Source organism: Sphingomonas sp. GW821-FHT02B09, from assembly GCF_059421875.1.
This window is the reverse complement of the sequence record NZ_JBWKVV010000001.1, coordinates 1,229,873-1,250,467: the sequence shown is the minus strand read 5'-3', so window position 1 is coordinate 1,250,467 and position 20,595 is coordinate 1,229,873. Positions and strand designations below refer to the sequence as shown.

General features: G+C 69.8%; 15 protein-coding genes, 1 tRNA gene and 1 pseudogene. 9 read left to right on the top strand and 8 right to left on the bottom strand.

Features of this window, described 5'->3' with window-relative positions; all coding sequences use genetic code 11:
* Positions 1-9: 9 nt before the first annotated feature.
* The 5 genes from AC07U4_RS05730 (at position 10) to nagE (ending at position 9,361) form a co-directional block, all read left to right on the top strand.
* The gene (locus tag AC07U4_RS05730) at positions 10-1,029 is read left to right on the top strand and encodes an SIS domain-containing protein (protein WP_495194726.1); all 1,020 of its coding nucleotides are present in this window, start codon (positions 10-12) and stop codon (positions 1,027-1,029) included.
* Entirely contained in the window at positions 1,026-2,162 is a 1,137-nt protein-coding gene (nagA, locus tag AC07U4_RS05725) for an N-acetylglucosamine-6-phosphate deacetylase (RefSeq protein ID WP_495194725.1), read from the top strand. The genes AC07U4_RS05730 and nagA overlap by 4 nt, the downstream gene beginning before the upstream one ends.
* Entirely contained in the window at positions 2,159-5,074 is a 2,916-nt protein-coding gene (gene galA / locus AC07U4_RS05720) for a beta-galactosidase GalA (RefSeq protein ID WP_495194724.1), read from the top strand. The genes nagA and galA overlap by 4 nt, the downstream gene beginning before the upstream one ends.
* A gap of 94 nt (positions 5,075-5,168) precedes the next feature.
* Positions 5,169-7,658: a phosphoenolpyruvate--protein phosphotransferase gene (gene ptsP, locus AC07U4_RS05715; protein WP_495194723.1), complete on the top strand. Its 2,490-nt coding sequence runs from the start codon at positions 5,169-5,171 to the stop codon at positions 7,656-7,658.
* Positions 7,655-9,361, top strand: a complete 1,707-nt coding sequence (gene nagE / locus AC07U4_RS05710) for an N-acetylglucosamine-specific PTS transporter subunit IIBC (protein WP_495194722.1) — start codon at positions 7,655-7,657, stop codon at positions 9,359-9,361. Before ptsP ends, nagE begins: the two co-directional genes overlap by 4 nt.
* A 12-nt stretch (positions 9,362-9,373) precedes the next feature.
* Here the strand turns inward: nagE and AC07U4_RS05705 are convergent, their stop codons facing one another.
* Positions 9,374-9,916, bottom strand: coding sequence for a pseudouridine synthase (locus tag AC07U4_RS05705; protein WP_495194721.1), 543 nt, complete (start codon positions 9,914-9,916; stop codon positions 9,374-9,376).
* Between the two features lie 109 nt (positions 9,917-10,025).
* On the opposite strand from AC07U4_RS05705, the gene AC07U4_RS05700 reads away from it, so the two are divergent.
* Positions 10,026-10,099: transfer RNA gene (locus AC07U4_RS05700), tRNA-Gly, on the top strand.
* Positions 10,100-10,222: 123 nt separating this feature from the next.
* Here the strand turns inward: AC07U4_RS05700 and AC07U4_RS05695 are convergent.
* Positions 10,223-10,729 (bottom strand): hypothetical protein, encoded by a 507-nt coding sequence (locus AC07U4_RS05695; protein ID WP_495194720.1) that lies wholly within the window; start codon positions 10,727-10,729, stop codon positions 10,223-10,225.
* A 254-nt stretch (positions 10,730-10,983) separates the two neighbouring features.
* Between AC07U4_RS05695 and AC07U4_RS05690 the strand changes: the two genes are divergently transcribed.
* Both AC07U4_RS05690 and AC07U4_RS05685 read left to right on the top strand, forming a co-directional pair.
* Positions 10,984-11,838 (top strand): hypothetical protein, encoded by an 855-nt coding sequence (locus AC07U4_RS05690; RefSeq protein WP_495194719.1) that lies wholly within the window; start codon positions 10,984-10,986, stop codon positions 11,836-11,838.
* 184 nt (positions 11,839-12,022) lie between these two features.
* Positions 12,023-13,456 carry an NAD-dependent succinate-semialdehyde dehydrogenase gene (locus tag AC07U4_RS05685; RefSeq protein ID WP_495194718.1) on the top strand — a complete coding sequence of 478 codons (1,434 nt, stop codon included), beginning with the start codon at positions 12,023-12,025 and terminating at the stop codon, positions 13,454-13,456.
* A gap of 212 nt (positions 13,457-13,668) precedes the next feature.
* On the opposite strand, the gene AC07U4_RS05680 is transcribed toward AC07U4_RS05685, so the two are convergent.
* From AC07U4_RS05680 to AC07U4_RS05660, 5 genes and pseudogenes are all read right to left on the bottom strand, one after another.
* Positions 13,669-14,061 carry an MAPEG family protein gene (locus AC07U4_RS05680; RefSeq protein WP_495194717.1) on the bottom strand — a complete coding sequence of 131 codons (393 nt, stop codon included), beginning with the start codon at positions 14,059-14,061 and terminating at the stop codon, positions 13,669-13,671.
* Between the two features lie 95 nt (positions 14,062-14,156).
* The gene (locus AC07U4_RS05675) at positions 14,157-15,158 is read right to left on the bottom strand and encodes an inorganic phosphate transporter (protein ID WP_038660785.1); all 1,002 of its coding nucleotides are present in this window, start codon (positions 15,156-15,158) and stop codon (positions 14,157-14,159) included.
* Positions 15,159-15,161: 3 nt separating this feature from the next.
* A pseudogene (locus AC07U4_RS05670) lies at positions 15,162-15,818 on the bottom strand (DUF47 domain-containing protein); the annotation flags it as partial.
* 204 nt (positions 15,819-16,022) lie between these two features.
* Positions 16,023-17,186, bottom strand: a complete 1,164-nt coding sequence (locus AC07U4_RS05665; RefSeq protein WP_495194716.1) for a GGDEF domain-containing protein — start codon at positions 17,184-17,186, stop codon at positions 16,023-16,025.
* A gap of 116 nt (positions 17,187-17,302) precedes the next feature.
* Positions 17,303-19,435 carry a histidine kinase dimerization/phosphoacceptor domain -containing protein gene (locus tag AC07U4_RS05660; RefSeq protein WP_495194715.1) on the bottom strand — a complete coding sequence of 711 codons (2,133 nt, stop codon included), beginning with the start codon at positions 19,433-19,435 and terminating at the stop codon, positions 17,303-17,305.
* Positions 19,436-19,597: 162 nt separating this feature from the next.
* Here AC07U4_RS05660 and AC07U4_RS05655 point away from each other — a divergent pair, with 162 nt between their 5' ends.
* On the top strand, positions 19,598-20,395 hold the full coding sequence (locus AC07U4_RS05655) for a metallophosphoesterase family protein (RefSeq protein WP_495194714.1): 798 nt from the start codon (positions 19,598-19,600) through the stop codon (positions 20,393-20,395).
* Between the two features lie 29 nt (positions 20,396-20,424).
* Here AC07U4_RS05655 and AC07U4_RS05650 read toward each other — a convergent pair whose 3' ends face one another.
* Positions 20,425-20,571 (bottom strand): hypothetical protein, encoded by a 147-nt coding sequence (locus tag AC07U4_RS05650; protein ID WP_495194713.1) that lies wholly within the window; start codon positions 20,569-20,571, stop codon positions 20,425-20,427.
* Positions 20,572-20,595 lie beyond the last annotated feature (24 nt).

Genomic DNA, 20,595 nt, shown 5'->3' with positions numbered 1-20,595 from the left:
ACCGATACGATGACGGGCACGCTGATGCGCGCCGAGACGCTGGAGGCGGGAGCGACCGTCGCACGGCTGGTGGCGCGCAATGCCGAGGCGCTGCGCGCGCTCGGCGAGCGGCTGCGCGCGACGCCGCCCGACGTGGTGGTGACCTGCGCGCGCGGATCGTCGGACCATGCGGCGATGTACGGCAAATATCTGATCGAGACGCTGATCGGCGTGCCGGTCGCCTCGGCGGCGCCGTCGGTGGTGTCGCTGTTCGACGCGCCGGTGACGACGCGGCGGGCGCTGTGCATCGCGATCTCGCAATCGGGGCGCAGCCCCGATTTGCTCGCGACGGTGGAGGCGCACGCCAAGGCCGGCGCCGAGGTGGTCGCGCTGGTCAACGACGAGACGTCGCCGCTCGCCGAGATGGCGGATACGCTGCTCGCGCTGAGCGCCGGGCCGGAGCGGTCGGTGGCGGCGACCAAGTCGTGCATCGCGGCGATGGCGGGGCTGGCGGCGCTGGTCGCGGCCTGGTCGGGCGACGACGCGCTGACCGCGGCGGTGGTGGCGCTGCCCGAGCAGCTCGACCGTGCCGTGGCGCTCGACTGGAGCGCGGGCGTCGAGCCGCTCGCCGAGGCGAAGCAGATGTTCGTGATCGGCCGCGGCTATGGCTTCGGCGTCGCGCAGGAATGCGCGCTGAAGCTCAAGGAGACCTGCCAGGTGCAGGCCGAACCGTTCAGCGCGGCGGAAGTGCGCCACGGCCCGATGGCGATCGTCGGCGAGGGCTTTCCGGTGCTGGCGCTGGCGACCTCCGACGCGGCGGGCGACGACGTGATGGCGGTGGCGGAGACCTTCGCCGGACGCGGCGCGACGGTGCTGTCGGCGCATGCCGGCGGCGCGCGCGCCAATTTGCCGGCGCTCGATGCGCATCCGGCGGTGCAGCCGATCCTGATGCTGGCGAGCTTCTACGGCCTCGCCGAGGCGCTGTCGCGACGGCGCGGGCTCGATCCCGATACGCCGCCGCATCTCGCCAAGGTGACGCGCACGCTATGAGCGAGGCCTATCGGTTCACCAACGGTCACGTCGTCGTGGCCGATGCGGTGTGGCGCGGCGCGGAGATCGTCGTCTCGGGCGAGCGGATCGCCGCGATCCGGCCGCTCGACGGCGAGGCCGGCGACGCGGTCGACCTCGACGGCGGCTGGCTGATGCCCGGCTTCATCGACACGCAGGTCAATGGCGGCGGCGGCGTGCTGTTCAACGACGAGACGAACGTTGCCGGTGTCCGCGCGATCGCCGAGGCGCATGCGCGCTACGGCACCACCGCGCTGCTGCCGACGCTGATCAGCGACACGCCCGACCGGATCGCGCTGGCGCTGGATGCGGTGGACGAGGCGATCGCGGCGGGCGTGCCCGGCGTGGTCGGCGTGCACATCGAGGGGCCGTGGCTCAACGTCGCGCGCAAGGGCATCCACGATCCGACGCGGTTCCGCCTGCTCGACGCCGGGATGATCGCGCTGCTCACCCGGCCGCGGCGCGGCAAGGTGATGGTGACGCTGGCGCCCGAGCTGGCGCATATCGACGACATCGCCGCGCTGACCGCGGCGGGGGTGCTGGTCAGCGCCGGCCATACCGAGGTCGGCTATGACGGCGCGCTGGCGGCGTTCGACGCAGGGCTGAGCGGCATCACCCATCTGTTCAACGCGATGCCGGCGATGGTGCAGCGGACCCCCGGTCTGGTCGGCGCCGCGCTCGACGATCCGCGGCCGTGGTGCGGGCTGATCGTCGACGGCGTGCATGTCGCCCCGGCGGTGCTGCGCATCGCGCTGCGCGCGCGCGGCATCGAGCGGATGATGCTGGTCACCGACGCGATGTCGTCGGTCGGCGCCGAGCAGAAGGATTTCGTGTTGCAGGGCCGGCAGATCCGCGTGCGCGACGGCATCTGCTCCTATGAGGACGGCACGCTGGCGGGGTCGGACCTCGACATGGCGGCGGCGGTGGCCAATGCGATGGGGATGCTCGGGCTGGCGCCGGCGGTGGCGGCGCGGCTCGCGGCGGGCAATCCGGCGGCGTTCCTGGGGCTGGCGGCGGAGCGGGGCACGCTCGCCACGGGGCTGCGCGCCGACTGGGTGCAACTGACCGCGGCGATGGCGCCGGTCGCGACGACCATCGGAGGACGACGGGCATGACGATCGACCGGCGGCAGCTTCTCGGGTCCGCCGGTGCCGGTCTGACGCTGTCCCTGCCGGGCGCCGCGCTGGCGGCGCCGGGCAGCCGTTACGGCGCGTTGCCGATGCCCGCACCGGTCGACGGCCTGTTGCCGCCGCTGCCGGTCGGCGACCCCTCGCGGATCGGCTTCGACCAGGGCTGGCTGTTCCACGAAGGCGACATCGCCGTGCCACCGGCGGCGACACACAACGAGACCTATCTGCGCGCCAAGGCGGGCAACGCCACCGGCGCGGCGGCGATGGACTATGACGACAGCGAATGGCCGGTGGTGACGCTGCCGCACGATTGGGCGTCGTTCCAGCCGTTCGTCGAGACGGCCAACGTCGCGCAGGGCTATCGCCCGCGCGGCATCGGCTGGTACCGGCGCAGCTTCCGGCTCGATCCCGCCAGCCGCGGCCGCTATCTCGAACTGCAGTTCGACGGCATCGCGACCAATGCGACGATCTGGGTCAACGGCAGCGTCGTCGCGCACAATTGGTCGGGCTATAACAGCGTCTATATCGACATCACCCCGTTCGCGCGGTTCGGCGACGAGACCAACGTCGTCGCGATCCGCGTCGATGCCGAGGCGATGGAGGGCTGGTGGTACGAAGGCGCCGGCCTGTACCGCCACGCCTGGCTGGCGACGCGCGCGCCGATGTCGATCGTCACCGACGGGGTGCATTGCGACCCGCGGCGCGGCGCGGATGGCGGCTGGACGGTGCCGGTGGCGGTGACGATACGCTCGACCGAGGCGGCACCGGTGACGGTGCGGGCGGTCGCCACGCTGATCGATCCCGACGGCCGCACCATCGCGACCATCAACGTGCCGCCGGTGACGGTCGCGCCGCTGGACGAGGCGGTGACGCAGGCGGTGGTGCCGGTCGCTGCGCCGCGCCTCTGGTCGGTCGAGACGCCGACGCTCTATACCGTCGCGGTGACGCTGGAGCGCGACGGCGCCGCGGTCGACCGGCGGCGCGTGCCGATCGGCTTCCGCACGATCCGCTTCGATGCCGACAAGGGGCTGTTCGTCAACGACGCGCCCGTCAAGCTGAAGGGCGTGTGCATCCACCACGACCATGCCGGCGTCGGCGTGGCGCTGCCCGACGGGCTGCTCGCGTGGCGGCTGGAACGGCTGAAGGAGCTCGGCTGCAACGCGATCCGCTGTTCGCACAATGCACCGCCGGTCGCCTTCCTCGACCTGTGCGACCGGATGGGCTTCCTCGTCATGGACGAGAACCGCAACTTCAATCCCTCGCCCGATTATATGGCGCAGCTCGAATGGCTGGTGCGGCGCGACCGCAACCACCCGAGCGTCATCCTGTGGTCGGTGTTCAACGAGGAGCCGATGCAGGGCACCGCGGCCGGCGTGCAGATGGTGCGGCGGATGGCAGCGGCGGTGAAGCGGCTCGACGACAGCCGGCCGGTGACCGCGGCGATGAACGGGTCGTTCTTCAATCCAGAGAACGTCTCGACCGTCGTCGACGTCGTCGGCTTCAATTATTATCCGGGCGATTACGACCGGTTCCACGCGCTCAACCCGACCAAGCCGATGACCAGCTCGGAGGATACCAGCGCGTTCGAGACGCGCGGCGCCTATGAGACGATCCCGGAGAAGCACGTCCGCTCGTCGATGGACGACGATGCCGCTGGCTGGGGCGAGACGCACCGCAAGGGCTGGGCGGAGATCGCCAAGCGACCGTTCGTCGCGGGCGGCTTCGTGTGGACCGGCTTCGACTATCACGGCGAGCCGACGCCGCACGTCTGGCCGACGATCGCGAGCTTCTTCGGCATCCTCGACCTCTGCGGGTTCCGCAAGACGGCGTATGACATCCATCGCGCCGGCTGGATCGACGAGACGCCCGTCGTCGGCCTCGCGCCACACTGGACGTGGCCGGGCCGCGAGGGGCAGCCGGTGCCGGTGCTCGTCCTGTCCAATGCCGAGCGGGTCGTGCTCAAACTCAACGGCCGCGTCGTCGGCGAGGCGGCGGTCGACCGGCTGATGGGCAATGCCTTCACCGTCCCCTATGCGCCGGGCACGCTGGAGGTGATCGCGCTGTCCGGCGGACGCGAGGTGGCGCGCGCCGGTCACGAGACCGCGGGCGCGCCGGTCGCGCTGCGGCTGACGCCGGCGCGGCGCGCAATGGCGGGCGACGGCGAGGACGTGCAACCGGTGACGATCGATGCGATCGATGCGCGCGGCCGCCACGTGCCGACCGCCAATCTGCCGACGCGATTCACCATCGCGGGGGCGACGATCATCGGCGTCGGCAACGGCGATCCCAACAGCCACGAATCCGAAAAGGGCGACGGTCCGACCAGCGGCGCGCGGTCGCTGTTCAACGGGCTGGCGCAGGTGCTGGTGCAGGCGGATGCCGCGGCGCGCGGGACGATCATGCTGCGCGCGACCGCGCCGGGGCTGAAGCCGGCGCGCCTGACGATCGACCGCGTCGCGGTACCGGCGCGGGCACAGGTGCCGCGGGTGGCGGCGGTGCGCGCGATCGCCGACTGGCGGCGCTCGCCGCTGCTCGCCGCACGGCCCGATCCGGGGCTGGCGCCGGCGAGCGACGACAACAACAGCTGGGCATTCGTGCGTAGCGGCACCCCGACGCCGGCCGAGGCGCAGGGTGGCTGGCAGGTCTATCGCGCGCGCGTCACGCCGGTGCGCGCGGTGGCGGCGCGGGGCGGGCGGATCGCCTTCGCCGGCGTCGCCGGGCGCGCGGAGCTATGGGTCGACGGGCGCCGGCTCGCCGCCAAGACCGACGCCGCGGTCGCACCGATCGAAGCGATGCTGCCGCCGGGCAGCGGCGCGCGCGCCGTGGTGCTGATCGTCCAGCCGGAGGCGGGAAGGCCGTCGGGACTCGTCGGCGGAGTGACCATCCGCGCCGAATGACGCGCAAGGTCCTACGCAAAGGTATTCAATAGGTATTGTCAGCAGGTTAGCGTGCGATACACTGCGCGGGAGACCGGCCAGAGGTGAATGACGAATGACGGATGTGCAGTTGGTGGCGCCGCTCGCGGGATGGGTCCTGCCGCTGACTGCCGTTCCCGATCCGGTCTTCGCCGAGGGGATGATGGGGCCGGGTCTGGCGATCGATCCGACCGGCGATACGCTGCACGCGCCGTGCGACGCGCAGGTGCTCACCATCCACGCCGCCGGCCATGCGGTGACGCTGGATGTCGGCGGTGGCGTCTCGCTGCTGATCCATATCGGCATCGATACGGTGAAGCTGGACGGGCAGGGGTTCACGCCGCTGGTCGCGGCGGGCGACCGGGTGCGCGCGGGCGATCCGCTGATCCGCTTCGATCTCGACGCGGTGGTGCAGGGCGCTGCGGCGGCGGTGACGCCGGTGATCCTCGTCGAGGGCGAGGGGTCCGTCGAGACGATCGCCGCCGAGGGGCTGGTTGCGGTCGGCGCGCCGCTGGCGCGGATCGTCGTGGGCGCGCCGGTGGCGGCGGAGGCGGGTGCGGTCGCTGGCGAGACGCTGCGGCGCGATGCGGTGGTGCTGCTGCCGCACGGACTGCACGCGCGGCCGGCGGCGCGGATCGTCGCGGCGGTGCGCGACAGTGGCGCCGAGGTGACGCTGACCAGCAACGGCGAGACCGCCTCGGCGAGCAGCCCGATCGGGCTGTTGTCGCTGGGGCTGGCGCAGGGACGCCACGTGACGATCGCGGCGCGCGGCGGGCAGGCGGCGGCGGCGATCGATGCGGTGGTCGCCTTGCTCACCGCCGAGGTCGATGCCGCGCCGGCGCCTGCGCCCGCACCGCGGTCGCCGGTCGCGCGGGACGTCGAGGCGGGCGCGCTAGCCGGCGTGCCGGCGGCGCCGGGGCTGGCGATCGGGCCGGCCTTCTGGCTGCGGCTCGAGATGCCCGAACTGCCGACGATGGGCGAGGGCGTCGCGGTTGAGCAGGCGCGGCTGGCGGACGGTATCGCCGCGGTGGCGGCGACGCTCGATGCGGCGGCGGGCGGGCCGGGGCAGATGGGTGGCGTGCTCGCCGCGCATCGCGCGATCCTCGACGATCCCGATTTGCGCGGTCGCGCTGAGGCGGGGATCGCCAACGGCATGGCGGCGGCGGCGGCGATGATGACCGCGGCCGAAGGGCAGGGCGCGCAGCTCCGCGCGACCGGCAACGCGCGCATCGCCGAGCGCGCCGACGACATCCGCGACGTCGCGCTGCGCGTCGTCCATGCGATCCTCGGCACCAGCGCGGCGGCGCTGACCGTGCCGGCGGGCGCGATCGTCTTCGCCGACGATCTGTTGCCGTCGCAACTGTCCGCCCTGACCGCGGCCAAGGTCGCCGGTTTCGCCGTGGTCGGCGGCGGCCCGACCTCGCACGTCGCGATGCTCGCCGCGGGAATGGGCGTGCCGATGGTCGTGGCGCTCGGCGCACCGGTGCGGGTCGTCACCGACGGGATGCAGGTCATTCTCGACGCCGATGCCGGCGCGGTGATCGTCGATCCGCACCCCGACCGTCAGGCGCAGGCGCGTGCGGCGATCGCGCTGCGTGCGGAGGCCGAGGCGGCGGCGCTGGCGGCGGGCGACCGGCCGGCGGCGACCGCCGACGGACGGGCGATCCACGTCTATGCCAATCTCGGCTCGGTCGCCGATGCCGAGGCGGCGGCGGCGGCGGGCGCGGAAGGCTGCGGCCTGCTGCGCACCGAAATCCTGTTCCTCGACCGGTCGGTCGCACCCGACGTCGCCGAACAGGCGGCGGATTATCGCGGCGTCGTCGCCGCGCTGCCCGGCCGGCCGGTGGTGATCCGGCTGCTCGACGTCGGCGGCGACAAGCCCGCGCCCTATCTGGCGATCCCGCCCGAGGAGAATCCGGCGCTCGGCCTGCGCGGCATCCGCGTCTCGCTGGCGCGGCCCGAGGTGCTCGATACGCAGCTGCGCGCGATCCTCGCGGTGCCCGAGGTCGAGCGCTGCCGCATCATGGTGCCGATGGTCGCCAGCATCGACGAGCTGATCGCGGTGCGCGAGGCGCTCGACCGGCTGCGTGCCGAACTGGGCGTCGGCCCGGTGCAGCTCGGCGCGATGGTCGAGACGCCCGCGGCGGCGGCGACCGCCGACCTGATCGCGGCGCATGCCGACTTCCTGTCGATCGGCAGCAACGACCTCACCCAATATGTGCTGGCGATGGATCGCGGCAATCCCGCGGTCGCCGCCGGCATCGACGGGCTGCATCCGGCGGTGCTGCGGCTGATCCGCATGACCTGCGAGGGCGCCGCGACGCGCGGCGTGCCGGTCAGCGTCTGTGGCGGGCTCGCCGCCGATCCGCTCGCCGCGCCGATCCTGGTCGGGCTCGGCGTGCGCACGCTGTCGGTGCCGCCGGCGCGCGTGCCCGCCACCAAGGCGCTCGTCGCCCGCCTGACGATGGCGGCGGTGCGCGACCATGCCGCTGCCGCGCTCGCCGCGGCCAATGCCGCCGGGGTGCGCGCGCTCGCCCGCCGCTTCGCCGAGGAGATCAGCCGATGACCCGTCCCGCCTCCCGTTTCTCGGTGATGAGCTTCCTCCAGCCGCTCGGCCGCGCGCTGATGCTGCCGATCGCGGTGATGCCGATCGCCGGGCTGATGCTGCGCCTCGGCCAGCCCGACCTCCTCGATATCGCCTTCCTCAGCGCGGCGGGCGACGCGATGTTCTCCAACCTCGGCCTGCTGTTCGCGGTCGGCGTCGCCACCGGCTTCGCGCGCGACGGCAACGGCGCTGCGGCGATGGCGGGGGTCGTCTGCTATCTCGTCTCGGTCAACGCCGCGCAGACCTTCCTGACCGTTCCCGCCGCGACGCTCGCCAACGTGCCGGCGGCGCTGGCGGCGGGCGTGTCCGCGGCATGGAAGACGGCGGCGATCGACCGGCTGGAGGTGCCGATCGGCATCGTCTCCGGCCTCGTCGGCGGCGGCTTCTACAATCGCTTCGCGACCTTCAAGCTGCCCGATTACCTCGCCTTCTTCGGCGGGCGGCGGTTCGTGCCGATCATCGCCGGCATCGCCGGGCTGGTCATCGCGCTGGCGGTGGGGCTGAGCTACGGCACGATCAACGCCGGGATGGACGCGCTGAGCAACGGCGTCGTCGCCGCCGGCGGGTTCGGCCTGTTCGCCTTCGGTCTGCTCAACCGGCTGCTGCTCGTCACCGGGCTGCACCATATCCTCAACAACGTCGCCTATTTCGTCGTCGGCGATTATCAGGGCAAGACCGGCGACCTGACCCGCTTCTTCGCCGGCGATCCGACCGCGGGCGGATTCATGAGCGGCTTCTTCCCGGTCATGATGTTCGGCCTGCCCGCCGCCTGTCTCGCCATGTACCACGCCACCGCGCCCGATCGGCGCAAGGAAGTCGGCGGGATGCTGTTCAGCCTCGCGCTGACCTCGTTCCTCACCGGCGTCACCGAGCCGATCGAATTCAGCTTCATGTTCCTCGCGCCGGTGCTCTATGCGATCCACGCGCTGCTCAGCGGCCTCGCCGAGGCGATCATGAACGCGCTCGGCGTCAAGCTCGGCTATGGCTTCTCCGCCGGCCTGTTCGATTACGTGCTGAATTACGGCAAGGCGACGCGGCCGCTGATGCTGCTGCCGGTCGGCGCCGCTTATGCGGTGATCTATTATACGTTGTTCCGCTGGGCGATCGTGCGCTTCAACCTGCCGACGCCGGGTCGCGAGGCGCCCGAGGCGACGCCCGCCGTCCCGGCGGTGGCGGCGGATGCCAAGGCGGCGGCGTTCGTCGCGGCACTGGGCGGCGCGGCCAATCTGCGCGGCATCGATGCCTGCGCCACCCGGCTGCGGCTGGCGGTGGCGGACGCGCAGGCGATCGACGAACCGCGGCTGCGCCAGCTCGGCGCGCGCGGCGTGCTGCGCCCGTCGCCGACCGCGGTGCAGGTGATCGTCGGCGGCATCGCCGATGGGCTCGCGATGGAGATGCGCGCGGCGCTCGACGCCGCGCCGCCCGCCGCGGCGGCGGCGGTGGTCGCGCCGCCGCCCGTCGCGGCTGCGCCGGTCGCATTGTCCGATGCGCTGCTCGCCGCGCTCGGCGGCCGGGGCAACGTCGGTGCGGTGAGCCGCCACGGCAGCCGGCTGCGCGTCGTCGTCGGCGACCGCGCGCAGGTGGACGAGGCGGCGCTCGGCGGCGACGTGCGCGCCGTCGTCTGGCCCAGGCCCGACGTCGTGCATCTGCTGATGCCGGCCTGAGCCGGGCGCGGCTCAGCCGATGATGCGATGCTGCCCCGGCGGCAGGTCGGCGAGCGTCCAGTCGCCGATCCGCCAGCGCACCAGCCGCAGCGTCGGATGCCCGACCGCCGCGGTCATCCGCCGCACCTGGCGGTTGCGGCCTTCGCAGATGGTCAGCGACAGCCAGCAATCGGGGATGTGGGCGCGGACGCGGATCGGCGGATCGCGCGGCCACAGCGCCGGATCGGCGATTCGCTCGACCTCGGCCGGGCGGGTCGGTCCGTCGTTGAGCGTGACGCCTGCGCGCAGCCGCGCCAGCGCGGCATCGTCGGGGACGCCCTCGACCTGCACCAGATAGGTTTTGGCGAGCTTGAACCGCGGATCCGCGATCCGCGCCTGCAGCCGGCCGTCGTCGGTGAGCAGCAGCAACCCCTCGCTGTCGCGATCGAGACGCCCGGCGGGATAGACGCCGGGCAGATCGATATGATCGGAGAGCGTCGCCCGCGTGGTCGGCGACCCGCGATCGGTGAACTGGCTGAGCACGCCGAACGGCTTGTTGAACAGCACGAGGGTCATGGCCGCGCGGTATCGCCTGGACGCGCGCGTGTCGATGATCGCCGTTGCATTGCCCCGGCCGGCGGATTACAGCCTGCGCTCAGCCAAGCCGCGCATCGCCGCGGCCTGTGCGGGTGTAGCTCAATGGTAGAGCAGAAGCTTCCCAAGCTTACGACGAGGGTTCGATTCCCTTCACCCGCTCCACGCTCCTCCTTGACGCGGCCCGGCCCTTCATACCGGAGGGTCATTCCCCATCCGTGATGCTGCTCGATAGGCCATGGTTGGAAAAGGGGGCGTAAGAGCGCGTAAGCCTACGATGTTCCTCGATCATCTCAGCTCGCTAGGGAGCGTCAGATCGGGGCGTTTCGTCCGCAGGCGCTTGGTGAAGGAGCCATATCCGGGATAGAGATAGCTCCAATACACTCTGCGCCCGTCACCGGCTTGAACAAACCAGAAGCTCGTGATTGTTGCGCCGACCGTGCCGATCTCTTCCCAACGGATCGAAGCCCTACTGAGGCCGAGAGCAGGACCAAAGAGCCGAGACGGACCGTGTACTCCAGCATCGTCCCAACTCAGATCATGCCGGTGTGTCAGCGACAGCATCATGAAAAAGGCCAGCATAAACCCGACGATGGCGCACGTTGCGCCTATGGCTGGGTCGCCGGAACAGACCTTCCCGACGCCAAGTCCAAGCAATGCGATGCCAATCATGGTCACGATCAGCGCACTGGCCTTACCGGGAGAGATGGTGCCGCTGTATCCCGACACGCGGTACGGAGGTCGGCGATGGTTTATGAAAGACCAGCCCACGGCGATCAGTCCGACGATCGCCATGATTATCAACGAACGCACGTGCAAGCTCCGGCCGAATTACCGGCAAACTGAACGACCCGCCGCTTTGGGGCAAGCGACGCTGGCCCTGCTACGAACACAAATTGGCAGTCGCGGGTGCGCTGCTGCCCAGCGCGCCTTCGGGAGGGTGCATTATGGCCTGTCCCTTTCATCCGGCCCATTCCTGACAGCGGATGGGGCCGTGCCTTTACCCGATTTGCTGGATCGGCGAAGGCGAAGCCTGTATCGACAAGCATATGGCTGCTTCTTCGAGGTTCGTTGCACCGTCTCCACTTACCCTCGTGGCCGTGGTCGGAGCGATCGTCGGCATTTCCCTCAGCATCCACGTGGTGATGCTTCAGGTTCTCTGGGTGCCATATCCCGATACCTCTCGCATAGGCCGGCTCGGCCTGTTCTACCCCCTGGCGCAATCGCTCGGCCTCGTCGCGCTGGCGGCGGCTCTTCTACCGTGGCTTCGTCGCTTTCATCCCGCTGCACGCGGCCCGATCGTCGGTTTGCTGTTCGCGACCATGAACGGCGTCCTCCGGAACGCTCTGATGGCAGGCTTTGCGACAACAGACTTCCGCGGATCCGTGGGCGGGTTCGTACAGCAGGGGCTATTCGACCTGCTGCTGGGGACGCTCGCCTTCGCTGTTGTCCTGCTGGTACGCAGCACGGCGGTTCGGCTGGCCGCCGCGGTGATACTGGCAGGCGTGGGGACGTTCTGGCTCAACCCCGCGCTGGCATCGCTCCTCGGACCATTGTTGGCCTGGTCGGCGAGGCACGTTCGTCCCGACGTCTACGTCGTCCCGTACGGTGCCAATATCCTGGTGCCAAGCTATCTGTTGTTTGCCGAGACGGTCATCGCGTGTCTCCTTGCACGTTACGTCATAACGTTGCGGCCTGCCGCCTGGGATCCTCGCGGGCTTTTCCGCTACGTCGGATTGGTGCTGCTGGTACGAGGTGTCTGGGTGATGATGTTCGTCTGGGGGCCGATCATCGGCATGCTCAGCGTCAGCCAGTTCTTCTTTCAGGACCTCGTCATGGTATTGCTGATCCAATTGGCATGGCGGCGTCTTGGTGGGCCTTCCGCATCGGATGCACATCACTAGACTGTGCAGCTTCCGCGGCGGCTATCGCCCGTGTCGCCACCTGCCGCTCCTACCGCCTTCCACCCCGCGCCGCGCGCCCCTACATAGCCGCCGTGGTCCGTGGCGGCGTCGGTGGCACCGGCGTCCTCGCGACCGTTCGTCCCGCCGCGCGGCGGGGCATCACGCCTGACGAAAGCGGAACGTTATGACCGATACCTACGATACGCGCCTCGGCCTCTTCATCGACGGCGAATGGATCACCGCCGGTCGCGAGACGCAGGCGGTGCTCGATCCGGCGAACGGCCGGACGCTGGGCGAGGTGCCGCTGGCGACGCCGGCCGATCTCGACCGGGCGCTGGCGGCGGCGGATCGCGGCTTCAAGACGTGGCGGGCGACCGCGCCGCAGGAGCGCGCGGCGGTGCTGTCGCGGACCGCGGCGCTGGTGCGCGAGCGCGCCGACCTGCTCGCGCGGCTGGCGACGCTGGAGGAGGGCAAGCCCTATACCGAGGCCAAGGGCGAGGTGATGGCGACTGCGGCGCTGCTCGACTTCCACGCCGGCGAGGCGGTGCGCATCTATGGCCGTGTGCTGCCGCGGCCGACGGGTACGCGCTCGCTGGTGCTGCATCAGCCGGTCGGGCCGGTGGCGGCATTCTGCGCGTGGAATTTCCCGGTGATGAACCCGGTGCGCAAGCTGTCGCCGGCGATCGCCGCGGGCTGTTCGGTGATCCTCAAGCCGAGCGAGGAGACGCCGGGCGCCGCGGTCGAGATCCTGCGCTGCTTCCAGGATGCGGGGCTGCCCGACGGGGTCGCGCAACTGGTGTTCGGCGTGCCCGACGCGGTCTCGCGGCAGCTGCTCGCCTCGCCGGTGACGCGCAAGCTCAGCTTCACCGGCTCGGTGCCGGTCGGCAAGCATCTGCTCAAGCTGGCGGCGGAGACGGTGATGAAGTCGACGATGGAGCTGGGCGGCCACGGCCCGGTGCTGGTGTTCGACGATTGCGATCTGGAGCGTACCCTCGACACGTTGGTGGCGCACAAATTCCGCAACGCCGGCCAGGTCTGCGTCGCGCCGACCCGCTTCCACGTCCAGCAGGGCATCTACGAGCGGTTCGCCAAGGGCTTCGCCGAGCGCACCGCGGCGATCAAGGTCGGCAACGGGCTGGAGAAGGGCACGCAGATGGGGCCGATGGCCAATCCGCGCCGGCCGGAGGCGATCGCGGGGATCATCGAGAATGCGGTCGGCGCGGGGGCGCGGCTGCTGACCGGCGGCGTGCCGGGCGAGGGCGACGGCTTCTTCTTCGCGCCGACCGTGCTCGCCGACGTGCCGCTCGCCGCCAGTGCGATGAACGAGGAGCCGTTCGGGCCGATCGCGCTGATCGGATCGTTCGCCAGCGCCGACGATGCGATCGCCGAGGCGAACCGCCTGCCTTACGGTCTCGGCGCCTATTGCTTCACCGAGAACGGCCGCTTGCAGAACCGGCTGGGCGACGAGATCGAGGCGGGGATGGTTGCGATCAACACCGTGCGGCTGAGCTGGGGCGATGCGCCGTTCGGCGGGGTCAAGGACAGCGGCTTCGGATCGGAGGACGGTCCCGAGGGGATCGCGGCGCATCTGACCACCAAGGCGGTGCATATCGCGTGAAGAGGGCCGGGGCTCGCGTGACGGGCCCCGGTTCCGGACTTATCCTTCGCCGAGATCGACCGCACAGGCGGAGGCGATGAGCACCGCGGCAAGCGGCAGGATGACGGTGAGCGCGGGAATGAACGCGGCGGGAAGATCGGCCATGTCCCGCAATACGTCCGTGGGCTTAATGGTCCGTTACTGACGTAAATTTATCTTGGGCTCGCGGACGTTTAGAAGAAGCGGACGAGCATCAGCAGCAGGCCGAGCATGGCGGCGACCCAGGCGAGGCTGCGGACATAGGGAATGCCGAGCAGGTAGAGCGGGATGTAGACGATGCGGGCGATCAGCCAGAGGATCGCGCCGGCCGCACCGAGCCCGCCGGTCTGTCCGGTGACCGCAAGGCCGAGCGCCAGCGCGACGAAGGCGGGATAGGTTTCCTGATAGTTCGACAGCGCGCGTGCGGCGCGGCCGGCGAGGGGGCCGAGCGGCTTCTCGTCGGCGCCGTCGCGCGGGCCGGCGTTCCAGGCGAGACCACGGTCGCGGGTCGCCGTCTGCCCCTGCAGCATGATGTGGACGACGAGCAGGATGACGGACACGCCGAGGATGGTGAGTTCGGTCGGCATGGGGCGGCTCCGCTATGGTGTAGGACGATAACGGTGGAGCGGGGTGGAAGGTCCGCGGGTGACGGGAGGATGGCTGCATCCCCCCGTCACGCCGGTCAGCGCGACAGCAGCGCGGCGATCTCGTAGAAGGTCGCGCCGATCAGGCCGGCGGCGGGGAGGGTGACGACCCAGGCGACGACAATGCGGCTCGCGATGTTCCAGCGCACCGCGGACAGCCGCCGTGCCGAACCGACGCCGACGATCGCGCCGGTGATGGTGTGCGTCGAGGAGACCGGGATGCCGCCAACGGTCGCCATGAACAGCGTGATCGCGCCGCCCGTCTCGGCGCAGAAGCCCTGCGCCGGGGTGAGGCGCGTGATCTTCGATCCCATCGTGTGGACGATCTTCCAGCCGCCCGACATCGTGCCCAGCGCCATCGCCGCCTGACAGGAGAGCACGACCCAGAAGGGGACGTGGAAGCCGCCCTGGAGCAGCCCCTGCGAATAGAGCAGGACGGTGATGATCCCCATCGTCTTCTGCGCGTCGTTGGCGCCATGACCGAGGCTGTAGAGCGCGGCGGAGACCAACTGGAGCTTGCGATAGCGTTTGTCGACGCCCATCGGCGTCAGCCGCAGCGAACTCCATGCGACGACGAGCACCAGCAGCAAAGCGAGGATCATGCCGACCGTCGGCGACAGGAAGATCGCCCCGACGGTCTTGCCGACGCCCGCCCAGACGACGCCGTCGAAGCCGGCCTTGCTGATCCCGGCGCCGAGCAGGCCGCCGATCAGCGCATGGCTGGAGCTCGACGGAATGCCGTAGCGCCAGGTGATGACGTTCCAGACGATCGCGCCCATCAGCGCGCCGAAGATCACCTGCGGATCGATCACCGTGGCGCTGACGATGCCCTTGCCGACGGTCTGCGCGACATTGTGGTCGAAGACCGCGAAGGCGATGAAGTTGAAGAAGGCGGCCCAGATCACCGCATGATGCGGCTTGAGCACGCGCGTCGAGACCACCGTCGCGATCGAATTGGCGGCATCGTGCAGGCCGTTCAGGAAGTCGAACAGCAAGGCGACGCCAATCAGCGCGACGAGCAGCGTGAAGGAGATCGTCATGGCCTAGGCGTGGTCGATGACGAGACCCTGGATCTCGTTGGCGATGTCCTCGAACCGGTCAGCGATGCGTTCCAGATGGCTGTAGATCTCGCGCTCGACGATGAAGCGCATCGGCTGATCGTTGCCGCAGGATTTGAACAAGGCGTGCAGCCCCTTGGCATGATGATCGTCGACCTGCCCCTCGAGCTGCACCAGCCGTGCGGTGAGATCGTGGAGACGGCCGGCATTGGCGTCGAGCTTGCGTAGCAGGGGAATCGCCTCTGCGGTGACGCGCGCCGCCTCGACGATGAGGTCGACCATCGCGCGCATGTCGTCGGCGAAGGTCTTCACCTCGTAGAGCGCGATAGTGGTCGCGGTCTGGTTCATCTGGTCGATCGAATCGTCCATGACGCCGATCAGGTCGGTGATCGCCGACCGGTCGAACGGGGTGACGAAGACGCGGCGGACATCCTGCAGCACGTCGCGGGTGATATCGTCCGCCTCATGCTCGCGGTCGACGATCTCGGCGATATGGACCGCGATCGCACCGTCGCCGCTGAACAGCTTCTGCAAGGCGTCGGCACCGGCGACCAGCGTGGCGGCATGCGCCTCGAACTGATCGAAGAACCGACCTTGCTTCGGCATCAGCGCCTGGAACCAGGCTACCATAAGAAACCTTTCGTAGAGGGCGGGGGGCGCATGGGGCGGGACGCCCCGCCACGCAAGCCGAAACTGGGTAATGCATCATCCCGGGACGGCGACGCGCGACCGCGATGCGGACCCGCTCCGGACGAACGGCAGGAGATCGGGCGATGCATGAGGCTATCTTAGCACGGCCTGCGCAAAAGACGACACGGATGGGTGGTTAAGCGCGCGCAGACGAACTCAGGCGATGACGATGCGGTCCTTGCCGGCGCGCTTGGCGCTGTAGAGCGCGGCGTCGGCGGCGCGCATCGTCGCGGCGACGTCGTCGCCGAGCATCGCGATCCCGGCGGAAAAGGTGAGGCGACCGATGCCGTCACCCGAATTCTGGTCGATCAGGCTGCGCGCGCCGAGTTTGCCGCGCACCCGGTCGAGCGCCGCAAAGGCATGATCGGGGCGGCAATCCTCGAACAGGCAGGCGAATTCCTCGCCGCCGTGACGCGCGACGAGCACTTTGGCACCGAGTCCGGCGGTCAACTTGCGCGCGACGAGCTTGAGCACGCGGTCGCCGGTCTCATGACCGTGGCGGTCGTTGATCGCCTTGAAGTCGTCGACGTCGCAAAGCGCGATGCAATGGTCCGACCCCGGCTGACGCGACGCGACCAGCGCGACGAGCCGGCGGTCGTAGCAGCGGCGATTGGGCAGGCCGGTGAGATGATCCTCGTCCGCCGCGCGTCTCGCCTCCTGCAGGTTGCGGCGCAGACGGTTGGTTTCGCGATGCGTCTCGCGCAGCTGGTCGGCGAGCTGGCGGGTGCGGGCGATGGAATCGTTGGTGAGCGCGAGCAGGCGTTTGATCGTGCCGTCGGCGTCGCCGTCGCGATCGGCGTCGACCGCCGCGGCTTCGGCGATGAGGGCGCTTTCATAGTCGGAGGCCGCGGCCTGCCCCTGGCGGAAGGCGGTTTCCGATTCCGCCAGCCGCGCGGCGAGCGCGTCGGCCAGTTCGGCGATGCGCTCGGGATGCAGCGGGCCGAGCAGCTCGCGGACCACCGGCCGGGCGAGGAAGGCGGCGTCGAGGCGGCCGTGTTCGCGGATATGATCGTCGACCGCGCGGGTCAGCGCGATGTCTTCCCCGAGGATGTAGCAGCGGGCGACGTGGAAGTGATCCACCGTCGGCGCGAAATCGTGCGCGTCGAGGAAGGCGCCGATGCGGGCGAACGTCTCGCGCGCCGCGGCGCGCCGGACGCTGGTCACCAGCGGTTCCGCCACCGGCGGAGCGGCGGGCGCGGCGGCGGTGGCGGCGGCGGGACCGTTGCCCCACCAAGCCGTCAGCCGCGCCCACCGCGAACCATGTGCCGCAACGATCGCCATCAGCGGCGACGGCTTTGGCGCATCGCTTTGTAATACCAAGTAAAAATCATTGCAGGCGTTCCGCGATGGCCGATGTCGCGTCCGTCCTAGCAAATGGCCGTAAAGTTTTCCTTAGATTTCGGCATCTCGTCGACAGCAACGTCCCGCGGTGATCGTCAGACTTCTGCGATGGGTGCCGTCATGATCGCGCGGAGACCGGGCGCATTGTCGCCGAATTCGATGATACCGGACAGGCGCTGGACCATGGCATCCATCATCCGGCTGCCGAAGCCTTCGCCGTCGCCCTTGCCGCGGCCGTCGTCGGCGACGATCAGTCGCAGCTTGCCGCCATGCTGTTCGAGCGCGATGGCCACCGGTCCGGCGTCGCCGCCATAGGCATATTTGGTGGCGTTGATGACCAGCTCGGTGAGGATCAGCCCGATGTTGACCGCGCGATCGGTCGGCACCAGCACCGGCGCGAGATCGAGCTTGATGTGCCGGCCCCATTCCGCGCCCAGCGAGACACGCATGTCGGCGATCAGCTCTTCGATGTAGCGCGACAGGTCGACGCTCTCGACCTGATCGTCGCGGTACAATCGGCGATGGACCAGCGCCACCGCAGCGAGGCGCGCCTGCGCTTCCGCCAGATGATCGGCGACGACGGTGCTGTTGGCGGTCTTGGCTTGCAGGCGGAGGAAGGAGGCGACCAGTTGCAGGCTGTTCTGCACGCGATGGTTGACCTCCTTCATCAGGACGTCCTTCTGCGCGAGCAGCGCATCCTTCTCCGCCAAGGCGCGGTGATATTCGCGGTTGAGGATGCGGACCTGAAGGTGCTGGCGCGCTTCGTGGAAGCGGCGGCGCAGGCGATGGCCCGCCTCAATCTGTTCGAGCGTCCAACGCTGCGAGCGGCCGCTCACCGTCTCGGTATAGACGGCGAAGGAGGCACGCGGGGTCAGCATTGCGCCAGGCTCGACCGCGACCGACTTGTGCGGATTGCCGGCCCATTCGATCGTCTCGATCGTCTCGGCACGCAGCCAGAGCAGGATCGCATCCTCCTCGTGCAGCGGTACCGCGAGCAGGCCGCTCGCCGTCTGCTCGTGCCCGCGCGCGATCGGCAACAGCGCGCCGAGTTCGTGCGTCGCGATCGGCTCGCCGCCGCGTTCGCGCACCCAGCGGGCGATACCGACCAGCACGTCATCGTTGGGGCAGCGGCCGAACCGCTCGACCTGATCGCCGGCGATCATCGCGAAGCCGTCGGCATGGAGCATCGCACACAATTCGTCCTTCACCGCGACGATCGCGGCGCGCAGCGGCTCTTCGCTGTTCAGTCGCGGCACGACCGAATCCTCGGCGACGCGCAGCGCGAGCCGCTCGCGATAGGCCGCAGCCTCTTCCTTGGCGCGGATCTGGCGGGCGAGGCCGCTGGCGAGCGTCGCACCGGTGCTGCGGACATCGGGCGGCAAGCGGCGCGGGCCGTTGTGATGGCAGGCGACGAGGCCCCACAGCAAGCCGTCCTTGACGATCGAAATCGACGCCGACGCCTCGACCCCCATATTGCGCAGATATTGCAGATGGACCGGCGAGACGTGACGCACCGCGATGTCGCTGAGATCGAGCTGCGCGAAGCCGGCCGGGCGCAGCGGCGCCGGATCATAGTCGATCGTCGGGATCACCCGCGTCCGGTTGCGGACGTAGAGCGCGCGCGCTTGGCGGGGAATGTCCGACGCGGGGAAGCGATGGTTGCGGAAGGTCTCCAGCGCCGGGTCGCGATCCTCCGCGACGACCTGTCCCGCGTCGTCGTCGAGAAAGCGGTAGATCATGACCCGGTCGAAGCCGGTCAGGCGGCGGAAGGCGCTGGCCGCGCGATCGTAGAGCGTCTGCAGATCGGCGGCGCGCTCGAAGCTGCCGGCGACCGCGTCGAGCCAGCCGAGCGTCGTCGCCACCGAGGTCGGCTCGTCGGCGACGGGTTCGAGCTCGACGAGCAGATGCGTACCAGTGCGGTGCAGCGTGGCGACGAAGCGCTCGCCGATCCCCTCGACCGGGAGTTGGCCGACCGCGTCGAGGCCGCCGGGCAGATGATCGAGCAGCGGTGCGACGTCCTGCCCGAGCAGGTCGGACAATCGGCGTCCCTGCCAGTCCGCCGCCAGCCGCGCCTCGATCGCGCCGGCGCCGGCAAGCACCTGATGCTCGCCACCCGCCGCGGCGACGAGCAACAGGCCATGGGGCTGGATAGCACCGGGGATGTGGATCGGTTCGCGATCGCAGACCGTGAGGTCCAGGGTCGGGTCGGTCTCGAGAGGAATCGCCATTGTCACCGTTGTAACTCGTCAGTCCGACATGATCCGACCCATGGCGCATTACAAATTAACGTGTGTTGATACAAATCAATACGATAGTGCCTGAGCGCCGAACTTGTGCCGGAACGACGATCGGGATTAGCAGCCTTCGGGCGGCAGCAGCGTTCGGGCACCATGATCAGATTATTCCACGTCAGCGACGTTCATTTCGGTGCCGAAGATCCCGACGCGATCGCCTGGTTCGGCGAACGCGTCGCGGCCGAGCGGCCCGATGCGGTGATCATGACCGGCGATCTCACGATGCGCGCGACGCGCGGCGAGTTCCAGCGTGGCGGCGACTGGCTGCGCAGCCTTGGCGTTCCGGTGACCCTGGAGGTCGGCAACCACGACATACCCTATTATTGGGACCCGTTCCGCCGACTGCTGGCCCCGTATCAGCGTTATGCGGCGGTGGAGAAGATGATCGAGCGCGAGCTCGATTTGCCGGGGGTGACGATCGTGCCGCTCAAGACGACGGCGCGGGCGCAATGGCGCTGGAACTGGTCGAAGGGGCGGGTGAGCGCCGGCTCGCTGCGCAAGGCGCTGGCGATGATCGCTGCGGCGCCCAAGGATCGGCTGATCTTCGTCGCCGCGCATCATCCGCTGATCGAAGGGGGCACCAAGGGGACGGCGAGCACCCGGCATGGCGACAGCGCGTTGACCGCGCTTGCCGAGGCGGGCGCGGACGCGGTGATGTCGGGCCACGTCCACGATCCGTTCGACGTACCCGTCGAGCGCTCCGGCCGGACGATCCGGATGATCGGCGCGGGCACGCTGTCGAAGCGGGTGCGCAATTCGCCGCCCGCCTTCAACGAGATCCGCATCCGCAACGGCGCTTTCGAGACGATCGCGCGGACGATGCCCGGCGATACGGCGCCGGCGGGCGGGGCGGTGCGTGCTACCGCCGTCGCGAAAGATCCGGCAAGGGCCTGAACGCCGCCTGCCGGTGGCAGGCGCGCCGCTTAGTTGAGGACGCTCATCGTGCCCCAGGAGTCCTGCCACAGCGGATTGCTGCCGCAGGGGTCGCGCGCGACCATCAGTGCCTCTTCGATGCGAATGGCGGCGAGGTCCAGACCCAGCGCATCGGCGATCTGGCATGCCTGGCTCAACAGGGCTTCCAACGTTTCGAGAGG

Bases quoted from the DNA above. Each gene is read 5' to 3' on its own strand.
- AC07U4_RS05730 (WP_495194726.1), top strand. From the start codon at position 10: ATGACGGGCACGCTGATGCGCGCCGAGACGCTGGAGGCGGGAGCGACC.
- nagA (WP_495194725.1), top strand. From the start codon at position 1,026: ATGAGCGAGGCCTATCGGTTCACCAACGGTCACGTCGTCGTGGCCGAT.
- galA (WP_495194724.1), top strand. From the start codon at position 2,159: ATGACGATCGACCGGCGGCAGCTTCTCGGGTCCGCCGGTGCCGGTCTG.
- ptsP (WP_495194723.1), top strand. From the start codon at position 5,169: ATGACGGATGTGCAGTTGGTGGCGCCGCTCGCGGGATGGGTCCTGCCG.
- nagE (WP_495194722.1), top strand. From the start codon at position 7,655: ATGACCCGTCCCGCCTCCCGTTTCTCGGTGATGAGCTTCCTCCAGCCG.
- AC07U4_RS05705 (WP_495194721.1), bottom strand. From the start codon at position 9,916: ATGACCCTCGTGCTGTTCAACAAGCCGTTCGGCGTGCTCAGCCAGTTC.
- AC07U4_RS05695 (WP_495194720.1), bottom strand. From the start codon at position 10,729: ATGGCGATCGTCGGACTGATCGCCGTGGGCTGGTCTTTCATAAACCAT.
- AC07U4_RS05690 (WP_495194719.1), top strand. From the start codon at position 10,984: ATGGCTGCTTCTTCGAGGTTCGTTGCACCGTCTCCACTTACCCTCGTG.
- AC07U4_RS05685 (WP_495194718.1), top strand. From the start codon at position 12,023: ATGACCGATACCTACGATACGCGCCTCGGCCTCTTCATCGACGGCGAA.
- AC07U4_RS05680 (WP_495194717.1), bottom strand. From the start codon at position 14,061: ATGCCGACCGAACTCACCATCCTCGGCGTGTCCGTCATCCTGCTCGTC.
- AC07U4_RS05675 (WP_038660785.1), bottom strand. From the start codon at position 15,158: ATGACGATCTCCTTCACGCTGCTCGTCGCGCTGATTGGCGTCGCCTTG.
- AC07U4_RS05660 (WP_495194715.1), bottom strand. From the start codon at position 19,435: ATGGCGATTCCTCTCGAGACCGACCCGACCCTGGACCTCACGGTCTGC.
- AC07U4_RS05655 (WP_495194714.1), top strand. From the start codon at position 19,598: ATGATCAGATTATTCCACGTCAGCGACGTTCATTTCGGTGCCGAAGAT.